The organism is Enterobacter sp. fkY84-1, from assembly GCF_052974705.1.
Genome location: NZ_CP169393.1, coordinates 78246 through 94610 on the forward strand (window position 1 = coordinate 78246; position 16365 = coordinate 94610).

Below are 16365 nucleotides of genomic sequence, written 5' to 3' on the forward strand. Positions count from 1 at the left end.
GTGAAGGGGATCAGTTCTTTTCAGGCGGGAAAACGAGGTTCAGCACGATAGCGGTGATACCGCCCGCAGCAATGCCGGAAGAGAGCAGGTTTTTCACCCAGTCCGGGGCAAACTGCAGGATCAGCGGCTGCTGAGAAACGCCCAGACCGACGGCCAGCGACAGCGCAATAATCATGATTGCGCGGCGGTTCAGCGGCTCGCGGGAGACGATACGCACGCCGGAGGCCGCGATCGTCCCGAACATCACCAGCGTTGCGCCGCCCAGCACCGGCTCAGGGATGTGCTGCACAAAGCCGCTCACCGCCGGGAACAGGCCGAGGACGATCAGCATCAGCGCCACCACGAAGCCGACATAGCGGCTGGCCACGCCGGTCAGCTGGATCACGCCGTTGTTCTGACCGAAGCAGGAGTTCGGGAAGGTATTGAAGACCGCAGAGACAAACGAATTCAGACCGTTCGCCAGCACGCCGCCTTTCAGGCGCTTCATGTACAGCGGGCCGGAAACGGGCTGCTCGGAGACGTCGGAGGTGGCGGTGATATCTCCAATGGTCTCCAGAGAGGTGATCATAAAGACCAGCATCAGCGGCAGGAGCAGGCCCCAGTCAATGCCCAGACCGTAATACAGCGGCGTAGGGACAGCGATCAGCGCGCTGTTGGCTGGCGCGGTGTTCTCCGGCAGCATGCCCAGCGCCCACGCCAGCAGGTAGCCTGCCGCCATGGCGATCACCAGCGAGGCGACGCGCAGGTAGGGGTTACGCTGGCGGTTAAGCAGAATAATGATGGCCAGCACGACGCCCGCCAGCAGCAGGTTTTTTGGCGCGCCGAAGGTGTGGTCGCTCATGGCGGCATAGCCGCCGCCGATGGAGGTGAGGCCCACCTGAATCAGCGACAGGCCGATAATCATCACGACGACGCCGGAAACCAGCGGGGTGATGACGCGGCGAGCCAGGTGCAGAACGCGGGAGATCACCATCTCCGTACAGCTGGCCAGCATCAGGGTGCCGAACAGCGCCGCCATCATGGTTGGAACATCCGCGCCGCCGGTTTTCAGGGCCGTACCGCCCATGATCAGCGGCGCCACAAAGTTAAAGCTGGTGCCCTGAATAGACAGTAAACCCGACCCCACCGGACCCCACGCTTTAATCTGGATAATCGAGGCCACGCCGGAGGCGAAGAGAGACATGCTGATAATGTGCTGCGTGTCCTGCGCCGGTAAACCGAGTGCCTGACAGATCAGCAGCGCCGGGGTGATCACCGCAACAAACATCGCCAGAAGATGCTGGCAGGCGGCGAAAAGCGTCTGCGGCAGCGGCGGGCGGTCTTCAAGGCGGTAAATCAGTTCGCTATTTTGCTTCTGCGCAATCGGTTGCGCATCAGGCGACTCTATGGTGTTAACGGACATCGGCGGCAATCCCACGGTGGAAAAGCGGGCATTTTATCTGACCATTTGGTAAAAGCAAACGATTGCCAGCAAAAAAAGACAAGAAAATCTGCCGCTGTGAGCAGGTTTTCTACATCCGATGAGGAAAAAAAATTACACTTTTTGCGCCGGAAGCTCATGAAGAGCGCAAACCGGCCCAGGATAACGCCGCGTGTGTATGGAACACGCGCAAAAAAGGAGCCTTCTATGATTCATCTCGATACGTTGTCGACCCTTGTTGCCGCAACGCTGGTGTTACTGCTTGGCCGTAAGCTGGTACATAGCGTTTCCCTTCTGAAAAAATACACCATTCCTGAACCTGTCGCTGGCGGCCTGCTGGTGGCGCTGGCCCTGCTGGTGCTCAAAAAAAGCATGGGCTGGGAGATCGATTTTGACATGTCCCTGAAAGACCCGCTGATGCTGGCCTTCTTTGCCACCATCGGCCTGAACGCCAACCTGGCAAGCCTGCGGGCGGGCGGTAAGGTGCTCGGCGTATTTTTGATTGTGGTGGTGGGGCTGCTGCTGATGCAAAACGCCATTGGCATCGGCATGGCGACCTTGCTGGGGCTGGATCCGCTGATGGGGCTGCTGGCGGGGTCGATTACGCTGTCAGGCGGTCACGGTACCGGGGCGGCGTGGAGTAAATTGTTCGTCGAGCGCTACGGTTTTGAAAATGCAACGGAAGTGGCGATGGCCTGTGCCACCTTTGGCCTGGTGCTGGGTGGCCTGATTGGCGGCCCGGTGGCGCGCTATCTGGTGAAGCACTCCACCACGCCGGACGGCAGGCCGGACGACGAGCTGGTACCGACCGCCTTTGAAAAGCCTGAAGTTGGGCGCAGTATTACCTCGCTGGTGCTGATTGAAACCATCGCGATGATCGCCATCTGCCTGACCGTGGGCAAAGTGGTTGCGCAATGGCTGGCGGGCTCAGCGTTTGAGCTGCCAACGTTTGTCTGCGTGCTGTTTATCGGGGTGATCCTGAGCAACGGTCTGGCGCTGATGGGCTTCTACCGCGTGTTTGAACGGGCGGTGTCGGTGCTCGGCAACGTCTGCCTGTCGCTGTTCCTGGCGATGGCGCTAATGAGCCTCAAGCTGTGGGAGCTGGCCTCGCTGGCGCTGCCGATGGTGGCGATTCTGGCGGTGCAAACCCTGTTTATGGCGCTGTACGCCATGTTTGTCACCTGGCGGATGATGGGCAAAAACTATGATGCGGCGGTGCTGGCGGCGGGTCACTGCGGGTTTGGTCTGGGGGCCACCCCAACGGCTATCGCCAACATGCAGGCGATCACCGAACGCTTCGGGCCATCGCACATGGCGTTTCTGGTGGTGCCGATGGTCGGGGCGTTCTTTATTGATATCGTCAACGCGCTGGTGATTAAGCTGTACCTGATGCTGCCGATGTTCGCCTGAAATCAGGCGTTGGAATAGCGTTCGGTTTCCGGCATCCAGCGCTCAATTAACGCTGCCGCCTGCTCGGGGTAGCGTTCATGAATGTGGCGGGCGAGGCGCTGAACCTCGGGGATCATGGCCTGATCGCGCAGCAAATCCGCGACTTTGAATTCCGCATTCCCCGTCTGACGCGTGCCCAGCAGTTCACCGGGGCCGCGGATCTCCAGGTCTTTTTGCGCAATCACAAAACCGTCGTTGCTGTCGCGCAGCACCTGCAACCGCATCTGGGCGGTTTTCGAGAGCGGCGCTTTGTAGAGCAGGACGCAGTGGGACGCTACCGCGCCACGGCCGACGCGCCCGCGAAGCTGGTGGAGCTGGGCAAGGCCCAGGCGCTCCGGGTTTTCGATAATCATCAGGCTGGAGTTCGGGACGTCCACGCCCACTTCAATCACCGTCGTGGCGACCAGCAAATGCAGCTCGCCCTGTTTAAACGACTGCATCACCGCCTGCTTTTCGGCAGGCTTCATGCGTCCGTGAACCAAGCCCACGTTCAGCTCCGGCAGCGCCAGCTTAAGCTCTTCCCACGTGGCTTCGGCAGCCTGCGCTTCCAGCAGTTCCGACTCTTCAATCAGCGTACAGACCCAGTAGGCCTGACGCCCTTCGTGGGTGCAGGCGTTGCGCACGCGATCGATGATATCGCTGCGACGCGTGTCAGGAATGGCAACCGTCGTCACCGGCGTTCGGCCGGGAGGGAGTTCGTCGATGGTGGAGGTATCCAGATCGGCGTAAGCCGTCATCGCCAGGGTGCGCGGGATCGGCGTGGCGGTCATGATCAGCTGATGCGGATGGAAGCCCTGCTGCAGTCCCTTTTCCCACAGCGCCAGACGCTGATGCACGCCGAAGCGGTGCTGTTCATCGATAATCACCAGCGCAAGGCCGTTGAACTGCACCTGCTCCTGGAAGATAGCGTGCGTGCCGACAATCATCTGCACCTGCCCGCTGGCGATGGCTTCCTGCTGCGCAAGGCGCGCTTTGCCCTTTTGTTTTCCTGCCAGCCAGCCTACTTCAATCCCCAGCGGCGCGAACCAGGCGCGGAAGTTGTTGGCGTGTTGTTCCGCCAGCAGCTCGGTCGGCGCCATTAACGCGACCTGTTTACCGTGGGCAATGGCGCGCAGGGCTGCAAGGGCGGCAACCAGCGTTTTACCGGAGCCTACATCGCCCTGTACCAGGCGCATCATCGGCACGTCGAGCGCCATATCGCGTTCAATCTCGGCGGTGACGCGCGCCTGCGCACCGGTGGGTTTAAACGGCAGAGAGGCCAGCAGCTTATCTTTGAGCGCATCATTCTGGCTTAACGGCTGAGCGTGGAAACGCTGCGCGCCAGCGCGAAGCGCCAGCATGCTCAGGTTATGGGCCAGCAATTCCTCAAGGATAAGACGCCGTTGGGCGGGGTGTTTCCCGCTTTCTAAGTCGCTAAGCTGCAGCGTGGGTGGCGGACGGTGCAGGGTTCGCAGCGCTTCGGGCAGGCTCATCATGCCCTGCGCCAGCTCGGGTGGCAGCAGCTCGGTAATGGCGCAGGTGTCCAGCAGCTCCAGCGCCTGATCGGTAAGCTTACGCAGCGTCGCCTGCTTGATGCCTTCGGTCGTCGGGTAAACCGGGGTAAGTGTCTCCTGCAGTTCCGGCGTGCTGAGATCGCCCTGCACGCGGTACTCGGGGTGGATCATCTCTGCGCCGTACTTCCCGCGTTTGGCTTCGCCATAGGCCAGCACCCTGCGGCCTGTCGCCAGGCTGTTTTTCATCGCCGCGCTGAAGTTGAAGAAACGCATGGTGAGAATGCCGGTGCCGTCGCTGATCTGGCAGGTCATCATCCGGCGTCCGCCGAAGGTGATGTTGCAGTTCAGGACTTCGCCTTCAACGGTGGCGTAAATGGCGGGAAGGAGATCGCCAATCTTATAAAGCTGGGTGCGGTCTTCATAACGCAGGGGGAGGTGAAGCAGGAGATCCTGCACGGTGTGCAGGCCAATTTTGGCCAACTTACTGCTTTGCGCCGCGCCCACGCCCGTCAGGCTGTTGAGCGGGATAGCATCCAGCAGGCGGCCTTTCATCGCTTACCCGGCGTACTGCATGGTGGCCCACCACTCGGCATCGGCTTCAATTTCGCCCTGCGCGTTGACGTGGGGGTAAGGCAATTTTTTCTGCTTCGCAACGCGAGCCAGCACCGGATAACCACCTTCAAACAGCAGGCGCTGCTGTTCATCTTCCGGCAGCATGCTGTTGCTACGCTCGTACATGCCGGCGTTCTGACGCTGGCGCTGCGCTTCATACAGAATGAGCGCGGACGCCACGGAGACATTGAGAGACTGGACCATGCCGATCATTGGAATGATGATGTCCCGATCTGCCAGATCCAGCGCTTCCTGTGAGATCCCGGTTTTCTCCTGACCCATCAAAATGCAGGTCGGGCGAGTGTAGTCGATCTCGCGAAAATCCACGGCTTTAGCGGACAGGTTAGTGGCAAGGATTTGCATCCCGCGCCCTTTCAGGTGCGAAACGGCATCGCCAATTGTCTGGTGAGATTTGACGGAAACCCAGCTGTTACTGCCTGCCGCCGCCGAGACCATGGTGCGCATCCGGTGACCCGGCCAGACGGCGTGCACTTCATGCACACCGACGGCATCGGCGGTACGGACGATAGCAGAGACGTTATGCGGTTTATGGACCTGCTCCATGCAGACCGTCAGGTCAGGCTGACGCCTGGCGAGCATTTCGCATATCCGCGCGTAACGTTGTGAATTCATACCACTAGTTTCGGTTACGGGTGACTTTAATCACGTCCGGCATGACGCGGATCTTGCGCATGATATTCGCCAGATGCACGCGGTCGCGGGCGGTCAGACGAATAAAGGCGCTGTACACGCGGCCATCTTTTTCTTCCGTATTCAGGCTTTGAATATTGGAAGAGGCCGTGTTGATCGCTGCCGTCAGGTTCGCCAGGGCACCCTGATGGTTGAACATATCCACCTTAATCTCGGTGATAAATTCCTGCGCCGTCTCTTTATCCCACTCGACCGCCATAAACTTCTCGGCTTCTTTCTGGTAGCCGCGAATGTTACGACAGGATTCGTGGTGGATAACCAGCCCTTTACCTGGGCTGACGTGCGCAATAATCGGGTCGCCTGGAATTGGACGGCAACATTTTGCGAAGGTGATCAGCACCCCGTCCGCGCCTTTGATTGGCAGATGAGCATGGCCGGATGCGCCTGGCGCAGAAGGTATTGCTTCGCCCTGCTGCAGGTTTTTCGCCACCACGACGCTCATGGCGTTGCCCAGACCAATTTCCGCCAGCAGATCGTCAAGAGACGTGAGCTTCATACGGTCGAGCTCGCGCTGGATATGCTCCGGTGGGATCTCAGCCAGTTTACGGCTGCCGCCCAACGCGTGGTTGAGCAGACGACGCCCCAGGCTGACGGAATCATCACGCTTGAGGTTTTTCAGCAGCTGGCGGATTTTAGCGCGCGCTTTGGAGCTCACGACAAAGTTCAGCCAGGCCGCGTTCGGACGTGCGCCCGGCGCGGTAATAATTTCCACCGTCTGGCCGCTGGCGAGCGGCTGAGACAGCGGGTAAGGTTGTCTGTCGACGCGCGCGCCCACGCAGGCATGGCCGATATCGGTATGCACGGCGTAAGCGAAGTCGACCGGCGTTGCGCCCGCAGGCAGTTCGACAATGCGACCTTCGGGGGTGAAAACGTAAATCTCATCCGGGAAGAGATCGGATTTCACGCTCTCGATAAATTCAAACGAGCTGCCCGCACTCTGCTGAAGTTCCAGCAGGCTCTGCATCCAGCGCTGGGCGCGGATTTGTGCGGTCGTGCTGCTTTCGCCACCGTGCTCTTTATAGGCCCAGTGCGCGGCAACACCCATCTCTGCCATCTGGTCCATGTCTTCGGTGCGAATTTGCACCTCAACAGGCACGCCGTGCGGCCCGATCATCGAGGTGTGCAAAGATTGATAGCCGTTCGCTTTTGGAATGGCGATGTAATCTTTCATGCGCCCCGGACGCGGCTTGTAGAGGCTGTGCATCTGCCCCAGCACCCGATAGCAGGTGTCCGAGTCGTGGACAATCACGCGGAAGGCGTAGATATCCATGATCGAGTGAAAACGCTGCTCTTTGAGCACCATTTTGCAGTAGATGGAGTACAGGTGTTTCTCGCGACCGCTGACGCGGCACGGAATTCCCGCTTCCTGCAAGCGCCCTTCGATTTCAGAGAGGATCTTTTGAATCATCTCCTTACGGTTGCCGCGTGCGGCTTTCACCACCTCTTTAATCACGCGATAGCGGTTCGGGTACAACGCTTCAAAACCCAGCTCTTCCAGCTCGGTTTTAATGTGGTGAATACCTAAACGGTGCGCCAGCGGACTGTAGATTTCGAGGGTTTCACGGGCAATGCGGCGACGTTTATCCGGGCGAAGCGAGCCCAGCGTGCGCATGTTGTGGGTGCGGTCAGCGAGTTTGATGAGAATGACGCGGATATCCTGCACCATCGCCATAATCATCTTGCGGAAGTTTTCGGCTTGCGCCTCTTTCTTGTCGCGGAAATTCAGCTTATCAAGCTTAGAGACCCCTTCCACCAGTTCGGCAACGCTTTTGCCAAACAGCTGTTCCATGTCCTGGTAAGTGGCAGGGGTATCTTCAATCACGTCGTGCAGCAGCGCGGCCATCAGCGTTTCGTAGTCGAGTTTCATCTCGGCCAGAATACAGGCCACCGCTACCGGGTGCGTGATGTAGGGTTCACCGCTTGAACGTGTCTGGCCCTCGTGAGCGTCACGTGCAACGAGATACGCCTGCTGAAGACGCTTAATCTGGTCTTCAGGCAGGTAGATTTGAATCAGTTGATTCAGGCTTTCAAACAGATACAAGGGCGACCCGCAGGTTTAATTAACGACGACCTTCAGCAATAGCGGTTACGGCCTGCAGTTCTGCGGCTTCCTGCTCTTGCTGCTCCTGGCGCTCACGCACGTCGAGGATCTGGTTGTTGATCAGACCTTCTTCGATTTCGCGAAGTGCAATAACGGTGGTTTTATCGTTTTCTTCCGGTACCAGCGGATCTTTACCGCCTACCTGCATCTGACGAGCGCGACGCGCGGCGACCAGCACCAGGTCAAAACGGTTACCAATTTTCTCTACAGCGTCCTGAACAGTTACGCGTGCCATACTTAAAATGCTCCACAGGTGAAGAAATGACTGGGCATGATACTGAAAGTGGGTTCAGTCTGCCAACAGTTTGGTGATTAATGCGTCATGTCGCTGCTTCTGGCGGCTCATACGCAGACGTTCTGCACGAAGAATGGTTTTGAGATCGCTCAGTGCGGCATCAAAATCATCATTCACAATAAGGTAATCATATTCCGCGTAATGGCTCATTTCTGCAACAGCCTGTTCCATACGCTTTGCGATGACTTCTTCGCTGTCCTGACCGCGGCCACGCAGGCGGCGATCCAGCTCATCTTTCGATGGCGGTAAAATAAAGATACTGCGCGAGTCAGGCATTTTCTTGCGAATTTGCTGTGCACCCTGCCAGTCGATATCCAGGAACACATTCACGCCCGTGGCCAGAACCTGCTCAATGGTTTCACGCGAGGTACCGTAGTAATTACCGAATACTTCCGCGTGTTCAAGAAACGCGTCTCTGCCGATCATCGCTCTGAACTCGTCGTGATCCACAAAGAAATAGTGTTCACCGTGCACTTCACCCGGACGCGGCGCTCGCGTGGTGTGAGAAACAGAAACCTGTGTGTCGTACAACGGTTGGGTTTTTAACAGTGCCTGAATAAGGCTGGATTTACCCGCGCCACTAGGGGCAGAAACAATATACAGCGTGCCTTGAGCCATGAGAGTCTTTTGTATGTGTTAACGAAGAAGTCCTACATACGGGCTTATTATACACGTCACCGCCGTGTGACGTAGCCTTTGTCACACTTTTTCCCCTGGATTATTGAATTTTGCGTGCCGTTTTCAGGTTTTATCTGGGGTTTTCAGCAACCCAAAGTAATACCGGATAGCGTCTCGCATTGTGAGTCGTTGCCGTTAGCGTTGTTTCAGGCATCGGGATATACCTCCTGCAACACAAAGGAGGAGTAGCAATGTGGCGATGGATAAGCGGGTTAATGCTCTTGTGGAGTGGCTATGGCGCGGCGGTGTGCCCGGTGTGGTCGCAGGCAAAAGCTGAGAAAGAGATGGCGTCGTTAAGCGCGCAAATCAAACGCTGGGATGACGCTTACTGGAAGCAGGGCGTGAGCGAGGTCAACGACGAAGTTTACGACCAGCTTAACGGGCGCTTAATGCAGTGGCAGCACTGTTTTGGCAGTGAGCCTTCAGAGGAGAAACTCCCTGCGCTGGTGGGAAGCGTAAAACATCCTGTTGCCCATACGGGCGTACATAAAGTGGCCAGCAAAGAGGAGTTGAGACAGTGGATGCGTGCGCGGCAGCATCTGTGGATGCAGCCCAAAGTTGACGGTGTGGCGGTAACGCTGGTCTATCGTGACGGAATGTTAACCCAGGCCATCAGTCGTGGTGATGGCCTGAAAGGGGAAGACTGGACCGGGAAGGTGCGTTTGATCCCGACTATTCCGCAAAAGCTCACCGGCAAGCTCGCGAACAGCGTCTTACAGGGCGAGCTTTTCTGGTTAAGCGACAATCACATTCAGCGGCAGATGGGCGGGATGAACGCTCGCGCAAAGGTGGCGGGGGCGATGATGCGGCAAAAGGATAACTCAGTTTTGAGCAAGATCGGCGTGTTCATCTGGGCCTGGCCGGATGGGCCGAAAGATATGCAGACATCTTTAGCTGAGCTGTCTCAGGCCGGTTTTACGCTGTCGGCACGGTATACGCTACCCGCCGAATCTGTTGATGCCGTCGAGAAACAGCGCGCCGCCTGGCACGTAACCGGATTACCCTTTGCCACGGATGGCATTGTGGTGCGTTCGGAGGATGCGCCCGCAGGGGAAGGCTGGTTACCGGGCGAAGGCAACTGGCTGGTTGCGTGGAAATATGCGCCTGCAGCCCAGGTGACCGAGGTGAGTGATATTCATTTTTCCGTGGGGCGAACGGGCAAAATGTCCGTTGTAGCCGCACTGGAACCTGTGCAACTGGACGATAAACAGGTACGGCGGGTGAGTTTGGGCTCGGTGGAGCGCTGGCAGAGGCTGGATATTGCCTCAGGGGATCAGATCCAGGTCAGCCTGGCCGGGCAGGGTATTCCCCGGTTTGATAAGGTGGTCTGGCGCGGGACGGACAGACATAAACCCGAGCCTCCAGCCTCGCGTTATCATGCGCTGAGCTGTTTCTATGCTTCTCCGGAATGTATGGAACAGTTCTTTGCCCGACTGACCTGGCTCAGCTCAAAGCAGGTACTTGATATTGAAGGATTAGGCGAGTCAGGCTGGCGCACCCTCTGGCAGGCACATCATTTTGAACACCTCTTTTCGTGGCTGTTATTAACGCAGGCGCAAATGCAGGCTACGCCTGGGTTTTCCTCCGCGCGCGGGCTGGCGCTCTGGCATCGATTTAATCTGGTGCGCGAGAAGCCATTTATTCGCTGGCTCATGGCATTGGGTGTTCCGCTGACACAGGCTTCGCTGAAGGCGATGGGGAACGTAACGTGGCAGACGTTGAGCGAACGTAACGCAAAGGACTGGCAAAGCCTGCCGGGAACGGGAGAGAGGAAGGCGCGACAAATTGTTGCCTTCATCCACGACCCTGGCGTTGCCGGGCTGGCATCCTGGTTAGGCAAGCAGGGCCTGCCTGGATTTTAGAGCGAGCTTGCTTTAGCTTTGCGCCAGGGGGTATGTCTGTCTGGTGAACTGAAGGTTTCGCGGAGCTGATCGTAGTCATAGATGTGGCGGCCGCCATCAATTACCGGGATAAGTGTGGGAGCCTGATAGCACGCCGCAAGCACCGAGCTGCATTGATCAACACCCGTTGTGATTCCAAGCCACGTCAACATCAACTCATAATTGCTTGCTGTGGGCCACGCTTCATGCACCCACCCCACCGATCTTTTTTGAGCATTCAGGGCTTGCTGGCTATACCAGATAAACTGGGGGACCTGGTAAGCCTCTTTGCTTGGGTTGCGTGAGCCATGCATATAGATGGAGTTCAGCTGCGGGTTTTTTTCCAGCCCATGGTCTGAAAAATAGAGCAGAGAGGATGCGCTGCCCTGCAGACGTTTAGCTACTTCGCCAATGAAGTAGTCGGTAAACAGAATCGCATTATTGTAGCAATCTTCATACTTGTTGCCGGTATGCAGAATATTTGCGGATGGCGGATACCGATCGCAGGCCATCTCATGACTGCCGTTGATATGCAGGAAAATTAACTTCCTGCCGGGGGCTTTAAGCGCCTCATCCAGGGCAGGTAAAAGCTCGGTGTCATAACGGGTGTCAATCCACTGGGCTTTATGGCTAATAGAAGCAATCGCCACAATATAGTTATTGCTCTTGCCTGTATTACCCTGGGCGCTAATCCATTCGGTGTGATAGCCCGTTTTTTTAGCGACGCTAACGATATTGTCAGCAAGCTTATCGGTGGTGAAGTGGTCTGGATCAGCTTTACTTAATATCATCGGCACGGAAAGCACGGTGGCTGACGCAGGGGCAATAGCATTGCTAAAAATGAGGGAGTCCTTCGCCAGCAAGGATTCCACTGGCGTGGTATCCTGGTGAAAACCGTAGAGCTTCATATTGCTGCGACGTGCGGATTCACCCACGATAACAACATAGTTTTCGATGCCCGTTTCATGATACTGCAACGCAGGATAATTGACGCTGTGCTGGCTAATTTTCTCCGCCAGCGCGTTATCGCGATGGGCAATAATGAACTCTGCGCCGGTGTAAAATGGCGTATTGGTTAAAATCCGGGAGCTTAGCGGATAATAAACTTCAAGGTCGTGGCGTTTTTTTAGCCAATTTGCCGTCGAATACCAGCCAAAATAAACGGCAAGCAGAACGAAGCCGATAGTTTTGACGCGGGAAGAAACATGCTCGCTAGCTGCTTTGATTGCGAACCAGGTGACAATAAAGTAAGCAAACGCGGCTGGTAAACAGTGCAGGTATAAACCTGACATGCTTTTCGCTTCGGCTACGTGAGTGCCGAGAATACTCATCGCGAATACCGTGTTAAATTCGCTCTGGTAGACGCTCCAGGTACTGTAAGCAATCGCAAAATTTAACGTGAGCAGGGCGGTTAAAAAAAATGCGAGGATCTTGCCGGGAAGCGAGCGAAAGATTGCTGCGGCGCAAACCAGTAAAAGCGCATTACAAATCGCAATGCGCACTGCGAATCGTGCAGGTTGCGTTAAAAATACTGGCCATAACTGAATCAGCACGGAAACGAGCAGCAAAATTAAAAAATGGCTGCTGAGTTTTTTATTAATAATCAGGGCTGACGTTTTGGCAAAGGACATTGTTTTAACGCAAGTTTATGGGGACAAAGATGCGACAGTTTATCGCGTTTGGCCCGGTTATATGAGATAACAAAAAGTGCTTTTTACTACTTTGTTGTGGTTTTGTTGAGAATTCAATGGGTGTCCTGCGTGTAATGAAAAACAGGCAATCCCAGCTTTAAGCGCAGTGCCAGCAAGCGAGCCGTAAAGCCAAATAATAACGTGGCAATGACCACAACATCATGGCTCGAAACATAATGTTGTAAAGCAATATACAGAACGGCAGACGCAAAGGATATTCCGGCGTAAAGCTCTTTCTGGAAAACCAGTGGAATGCGCTTGCAGAACATATCGCGCAGCACACCGCCGAATACGCCCGTGACCACGGCGGCAATGGTAGCGATAACAGGTCCTTCCCCCATATCGAGCGCGATTTGTGCTCCGATAATCGAGAAAACCACCAGACCTAAAGCGTCAAGGACTAAAAACAGGCGGCGAAGATGGGGCATGACGGGCGCCACTATGGTGGTTAACACGGCAGCTGTCGCCACGATAATGACGTACTCGGGGTGTTTGACCCAGCCAAGCGGATAATGTCCCAGCAGAATATCGCGTACCGAGCCGCCGCCCAGCGCGGTCGCTGTAGCAATAATGATCACGCCGAAGGTGTCCATACGGCGACGTCCGGCAGCAAGTGCGCCGGTCATGGCTTCTGCGGTGATGCCAATGAGATAAAGGATGTGAAGCAGCATATTTCCTCCGGTGTGAACGCGGGGGAGGTTAGCGATTTGTGCGCAAGATCACGATTGAGTTTTTCTAAGGCGACTGCGTTTGCCCTATAAATTTTTATCAATTTATGTTGAATAAGCTTGATGAAAGGCGGTGACGCGCAAAATCAGGTGCCGGAATGGATTAGAAATAATAATGGGTGGTGCCGTCGACACCACCCGATAAGGCATTACTCAATATTCTGGATCTGCTCGCGCATTTGCTCAATCAGCACTTTCAACTCAATCGCTGAATTCGTCACTTCTGCATTGATCGACTTAGACGCAAGAGTGTTCGACTCGCGGTTGAACTCCTGCATCATAAAGTCCAGACGGCGGCCTACCGCTTCTTTTTTCTTAAGAATGTTGTAGGTCTCTTTAACGTGCGCTTCCAGACGGTCCAGCTCTTCAGCGACATCAATACGTTGCGCCATCAGCACCAGCTCTTGTTCCAGACGGGTGTTTTCCAGCTGAACTTCTGCCTCTTCCAGTTTGGCGACCAGGCGCTCGCGCTGCCACTGCAGCACTTCCGGCATATGGGTGCGAACCTTAGCCACTTCCGCACTCACGCCTTCAAGGCGCTGCTCAATCATCGCTTTCAGCGCCTGACCTTCGGTTTCGCGGGCAACGATAAAGTCATCCAGCGTGCCGTCGAGGGCGGCCAGAATTTCAGCGGCAATCGCGTCCAGATCCTGCTCGCCGGCGGCCATGACGCCAGGCCAGCGCAGAATATCAACCGGGTTGATTTCGCCTTCATCGCTCTGCATTTTGACCCAGTTCGCCGCATTCACGAGCTGTTTCGCCAGTTTTTCGTTGAGGATCAGCTCGCCCTGTGCGCTGGCATCAGGCTCAAAGCGCAGGTTACATTCCACTTTACCGCGCGTCAGACGCGTACGGATACGCTCGCGAACAACAGGCTCAAGGCTGCGGAACTGCTCCGGCATACGGAAATACGTTTCCAGGTAACGCTGGTTTACCGAGCGCATTTCCCATGTAGCGCTACCCCAGCTACCCTTGATTTCACGCCGGGCGTAGGCGGTCATACTGCGGATCATAGACATTCCCGTTTTTAAAGGAGAGATGGGGGGATTATAGCTTTCGGGGGCTTCTCAGGATAGGAATAAGCGTCCTTTATCCGTATAATGCGCAGCCACATTCGTTTCAAGCCGGAGAATCCATCATGCGTCCATCAGGTCGTAGCGCCAATCAGGTGCGTCCCGTCACCCTGACCCGTAACTATACAAAACACGCTGAAGGCTCCGTGCTGGTTGAGTTTGGTGACACCAAAGTGCTGTGTACCGCATCCATCGAAGAAGGCGTTCCGCGCTTCCTGAAAGGTCAGGGCCAGGGCTGGATCACCGCCGAGTACGGCATGCTGCCGCGCGCGACCCATACCCGTAACGCCCGTGAAGCGGCGAAGGGTAAGCAGGGCGGTCGTACCATGGAAATTCAGCGTCTGATCGCGCGTGCGCTGCGCGCCGCCGTTGATCTGAAAACCCTCGGCGAATTCACGATTACCCTGGACTGCGACGTGATTCAGGCCGATGGTGGCACGCGTACGGCCTCTATTACCGGCGCCTGTGTAGCGCTGGCAGATGCTCTGAACAAGCTGGTTGCTGCCGGTAAGCTGAAAACCAATCCAATGAAAGGCATGGTTGCGGCGGTCTCCGTAGGCATCGTTAACGGTGAAGCGCTTTGCGATCTGGAATACGTTGAAGATTCCGCTGCAGAGACAGACATGAACGTGGTGATGACCGAAGACGGTCGCATCATTGAGGTGCAGGGCACGGCAGAAGGCGAGCCGTTCACCCACGAAGAGCTTCTCTCCCTGCTGGCGTTGGCCCGAGGGGGAATCGAATCCATTGTCACGACGCAGAAAGCGGCGTTAGAAAATTGATTTTAAAGGCGACCAATGAGTCGCCTTTTTTTTGCCTGTAAGACAGAAAAACCAAAGGAGCTAATCCATGAAATCGTATCAGCGCCAGTTTATTGAGTTTGCGCTTAACAAGCAGGTACTTAAGTTTGGCGAATTTACGCTGAAATCCGGGCGTAAAAGTCCTTATTTCTTCAACGCCGGGCTGTTTAATACCGGGCGCGATCTGGCACTGTTAGGCCGTTTCTATGCCGAAGCGCTGGTGGATTCCGGGATTGATTTTGACCTGCTGTTTGGCCCGGCCTATAAGGGCATTCCGATTGCGACCACTACCGCGGTGGCGCTGGCGGAACATCATGATCGCGACGTGCCGTACTGCTTTAACCGCAAAGAAGCCAAAACCCACGGTGAAGGCGGGAATCTGGTCGGCAGCGCGCTGCAGGGCCGCGTCATGCTGGTGGACGATGTGATCACCGCGGGCACGGCGATCCGCGAATCAATGGAGATTATCCAGGCCAACGGTGCAACGCTGGCTGGCGTGTTGATTTCGCTGGATCGTCAGGAGCGTGGTCGCGGAGAAATTTCCGCCATTCAGGAAGTGGAGCGGGATTACAACTGCACTGTGACGTCAATAATCACCCTGAAAGATCTGATTGCGTATCTGGAAGAGAAGCCTGAGATGGCGGACCATCTGGCAGCGGTAAAAGCGTATCGCGAAGAATTCGGGGTTTAAGTGCATTGCCCGGTGGCGTTGTGCTTACCGGGCCTACCCGTTCGTAGGCCGGATAAGGCGAAGCCGCCATCCGGCGATGGCGTTACTGTAATTGTGCTGCGACTAACGGCCAGCGGGCGTCAAAATCGTCCGTTGGGCGGTATTTGAACTCGCTGCGCACGAAGCGGGAAAGCATCCCTTCACAAAACGCCAGAATCTGGCTCGCCAGCAGCGTTTCATCAATGCTGTATCCTTCACCCTCACGCATTTTCTTCTCGCGCAGAACCTGGCGCAGCTGCGCTTCAATGCGTTCGAAAAGCTGGTTAATGCGGCCCTGGAGTCTGTCCTGCTCAAACATCAGCGCGTGGCCGGTCAGGATACGGGTTAAGCCCGGATTGCGTTCACCGAAGCCCAGGATTAACAGCACTATCAGACGCAGACGCGCGGTAGTGTCTTTTTCGTCTTTCAGAATCAGGTTGATGCGCGTGATCAGGCTGTCTTCAATAAACTCGATCAGACTGTCGAACATCCGGGTCTTGCTCGGAAAATGACGGTACAGCGCCGCCTCAGACACGCCTACGGAGGCGGCCAGTTTAGCGGTGGTGATGCGTTGACTGCCATCGCTGGATTCAAGCATCAGAGCCAGAGATTGAAGTATTTCTTCGCGACGATTCCTTTTCGCGGTTTGTTTTTCTGCCATGTTACAAAATACCCCTGAAAATAAGCACTTGCCAGGCTGGCATCCACACAGCGACCGCAAACGG

14 protein-coding genes are annotated in these 16365 nt (G+C 56.0%); 4 read left to right on the plus strand and 10 right to left on the minus strand.

The genetic code is table 11. From position 1 onward, the window contains the following. Positions 1-10 precede the first annotated feature (10 nt). The gene (gene xanP, locus ACEPLT_RS00350; RefSeq protein ID WP_023326426.1) at positions 11-1402 is read right to left on the minus strand and encodes a xanthine/proton symporter XanP; all 1392 of its coding nucleotides are present in this window, start codon (positions 1400-1402) and stop codon (positions 11-13) included. A 225-nt stretch (positions 1403-1627) separates the two neighbouring features. On the opposite strand from xanP, the gene gltS reads away from it, so the two are divergent. Then, positions 1628-2830: a sodium/glutamate symporter gene (gene gltS, locus ACEPLT_RS00355; RefSeq protein ID WP_032675719.1), complete on the plus strand. Its 1203-nt coding sequence runs from the start codon at positions 1628-1630 to the stop codon at positions 2828-2830. Between the two features lie 2 nt (positions 2831-2832). Here the strand turns inward: gltS and recG are convergent, their stop codons facing one another. The 5 genes from recG to gmk are packed head-to-tail and all read right to left on the minus strand — an operon-like array spanning position 2833 to position 8699. Beyond that, positions 2833-4914, minus strand: a complete 2082-nt coding sequence (gene recG / locus ACEPLT_RS00360) for an ATP-dependent DNA helicase RecG (RefSeq protein ID WP_021242409.1) — start codon at positions 4912-4914, stop codon at positions 2833-2835. Positions 4915-4917: 3 nt separating this feature from the next. Further along, positions 4918-5607, minus strand: coding sequence for a tRNA (guanosine(18)-2'-O)-methyltransferase TrmH (trmH, locus tag ACEPLT_RS00365; protein ID WP_021242410.1), 690 nt, complete (start codon positions 5605-5607; stop codon positions 4918-4920). Between the two features lie 4 nt (positions 5608-5611). Continuing rightward, entirely contained in the window at positions 5612-7726 is a 2115-nt protein-coding gene (gene spoT, locus ACEPLT_RS00370; RefSeq protein WP_008502673.1) for a bifunctional GTP diphosphokinase/guanosine-3',5'-bis pyrophosphate 3'-pyrophosphohydrolase, read from the minus strand. Between the two features lie 19 nt (positions 7727-7745). After that, the gene (gene rpoZ / locus ACEPLT_RS00375; RefSeq protein ID WP_000135058.1) at positions 7746-8021 is read right to left on the minus strand and encodes a DNA-directed RNA polymerase subunit omega; all 276 of its coding nucleotides are present in this window, start codon (positions 8019-8021) and stop codon (positions 7746-7748) included. Between the two features lie 54 nt (positions 8022-8075). Then, the gene (gmk, locus tag ACEPLT_RS00380; protein ID WP_010426438.1) at positions 8076-8699 is read right to left on the minus strand and encodes a guanylate kinase; all 624 of its coding nucleotides are present in this window, start codon (positions 8697-8699) and stop codon (positions 8076-8078) included. Between the two features lie 251 nt (positions 8700-8950). Here gmk and ligB point away from each other — a divergent pair, with 251 nt between their 5' ends. After that, positions 8951-10621 carry an NAD-dependent DNA ligase LigB gene (ligB, locus tag ACEPLT_RS00385; protein ID WP_032675721.1) on the plus strand — a complete coding sequence of 557 codons (1671 nt, stop codon included), beginning with the start codon at positions 8951-8953 and terminating at the stop codon, positions 10619-10621. Here ligB and ACEPLT_RS00390 read toward each other — a convergent pair. From ACEPLT_RS00390 to ACEPLT_RS00400, 3 genes are all read right to left on the minus strand, one after another. Further along, the gene (locus ACEPLT_RS00390) at positions 10618-12270 is read right to left on the minus strand and encodes a phosphoethanolamine transferase (protein WP_008502676.1); all 1653 of its coding nucleotides are present in this window, start codon (positions 12268-12270) and stop codon (positions 10618-10620) included. The genes ligB and ACEPLT_RS00390 overlap by 4 nt on opposite strands. Positions 12271-12383: 113 nt before the next feature. Beyond that, complete coding sequence (locus ACEPLT_RS00395; protein ID WP_008502677.1) at positions 12384-13001, minus strand: trimeric intracellular cation channel family protein; 618 nt, start codon at positions 12999-13001, stop codon at positions 12384-12386. 206 nt (positions 13002-13207) lie between these two features. Then, positions 13208-14071 (minus strand): YicC/YloC family endoribonuclease, encoded by an 864-nt coding sequence (locus ACEPLT_RS00400; protein ID WP_008502687.1) that lies wholly within the window; start codon positions 14069-14071, stop codon positions 13208-13210. A gap of 125 nt (positions 14072-14196) precedes the next feature. Between ACEPLT_RS00400 and rph the strand changes: the two genes are divergently transcribed. Then, on the plus strand, positions 14197-14913 hold the full coding sequence (rph, locus tag ACEPLT_RS00405) for a ribonuclease PH (RefSeq protein WP_006812424.1): 717 nt from the start codon (positions 14197-14199) through the stop codon (positions 14911-14913). Between the two features lie 67 nt (positions 14914-14980). Next, the gene (pyrE, locus tag ACEPLT_RS00410) at positions 14981-15622 is read left to right on the plus strand and encodes an orotate phosphoribosyltransferase (protein WP_025910619.1); all 642 of its coding nucleotides are present in this window, start codon (positions 14981-14983) and stop codon (positions 15620-15622) included. A gap of 82 nt (positions 15623-15704) precedes the next feature. Here the strand turns inward: pyrE and slmA are convergent, their stop codons facing one another. Continuing rightward, positions 15705-16301 (minus strand): nucleoid occlusion factor SlmA, encoded by a 597-nt coding sequence (gene slmA, locus ACEPLT_RS00415; protein WP_008502690.1) that lies wholly within the window; start codon positions 16299-16301, stop codon positions 15705-15707. Between the last annotated feature and the right edge of the window lie 64 nt (positions 16302-16365).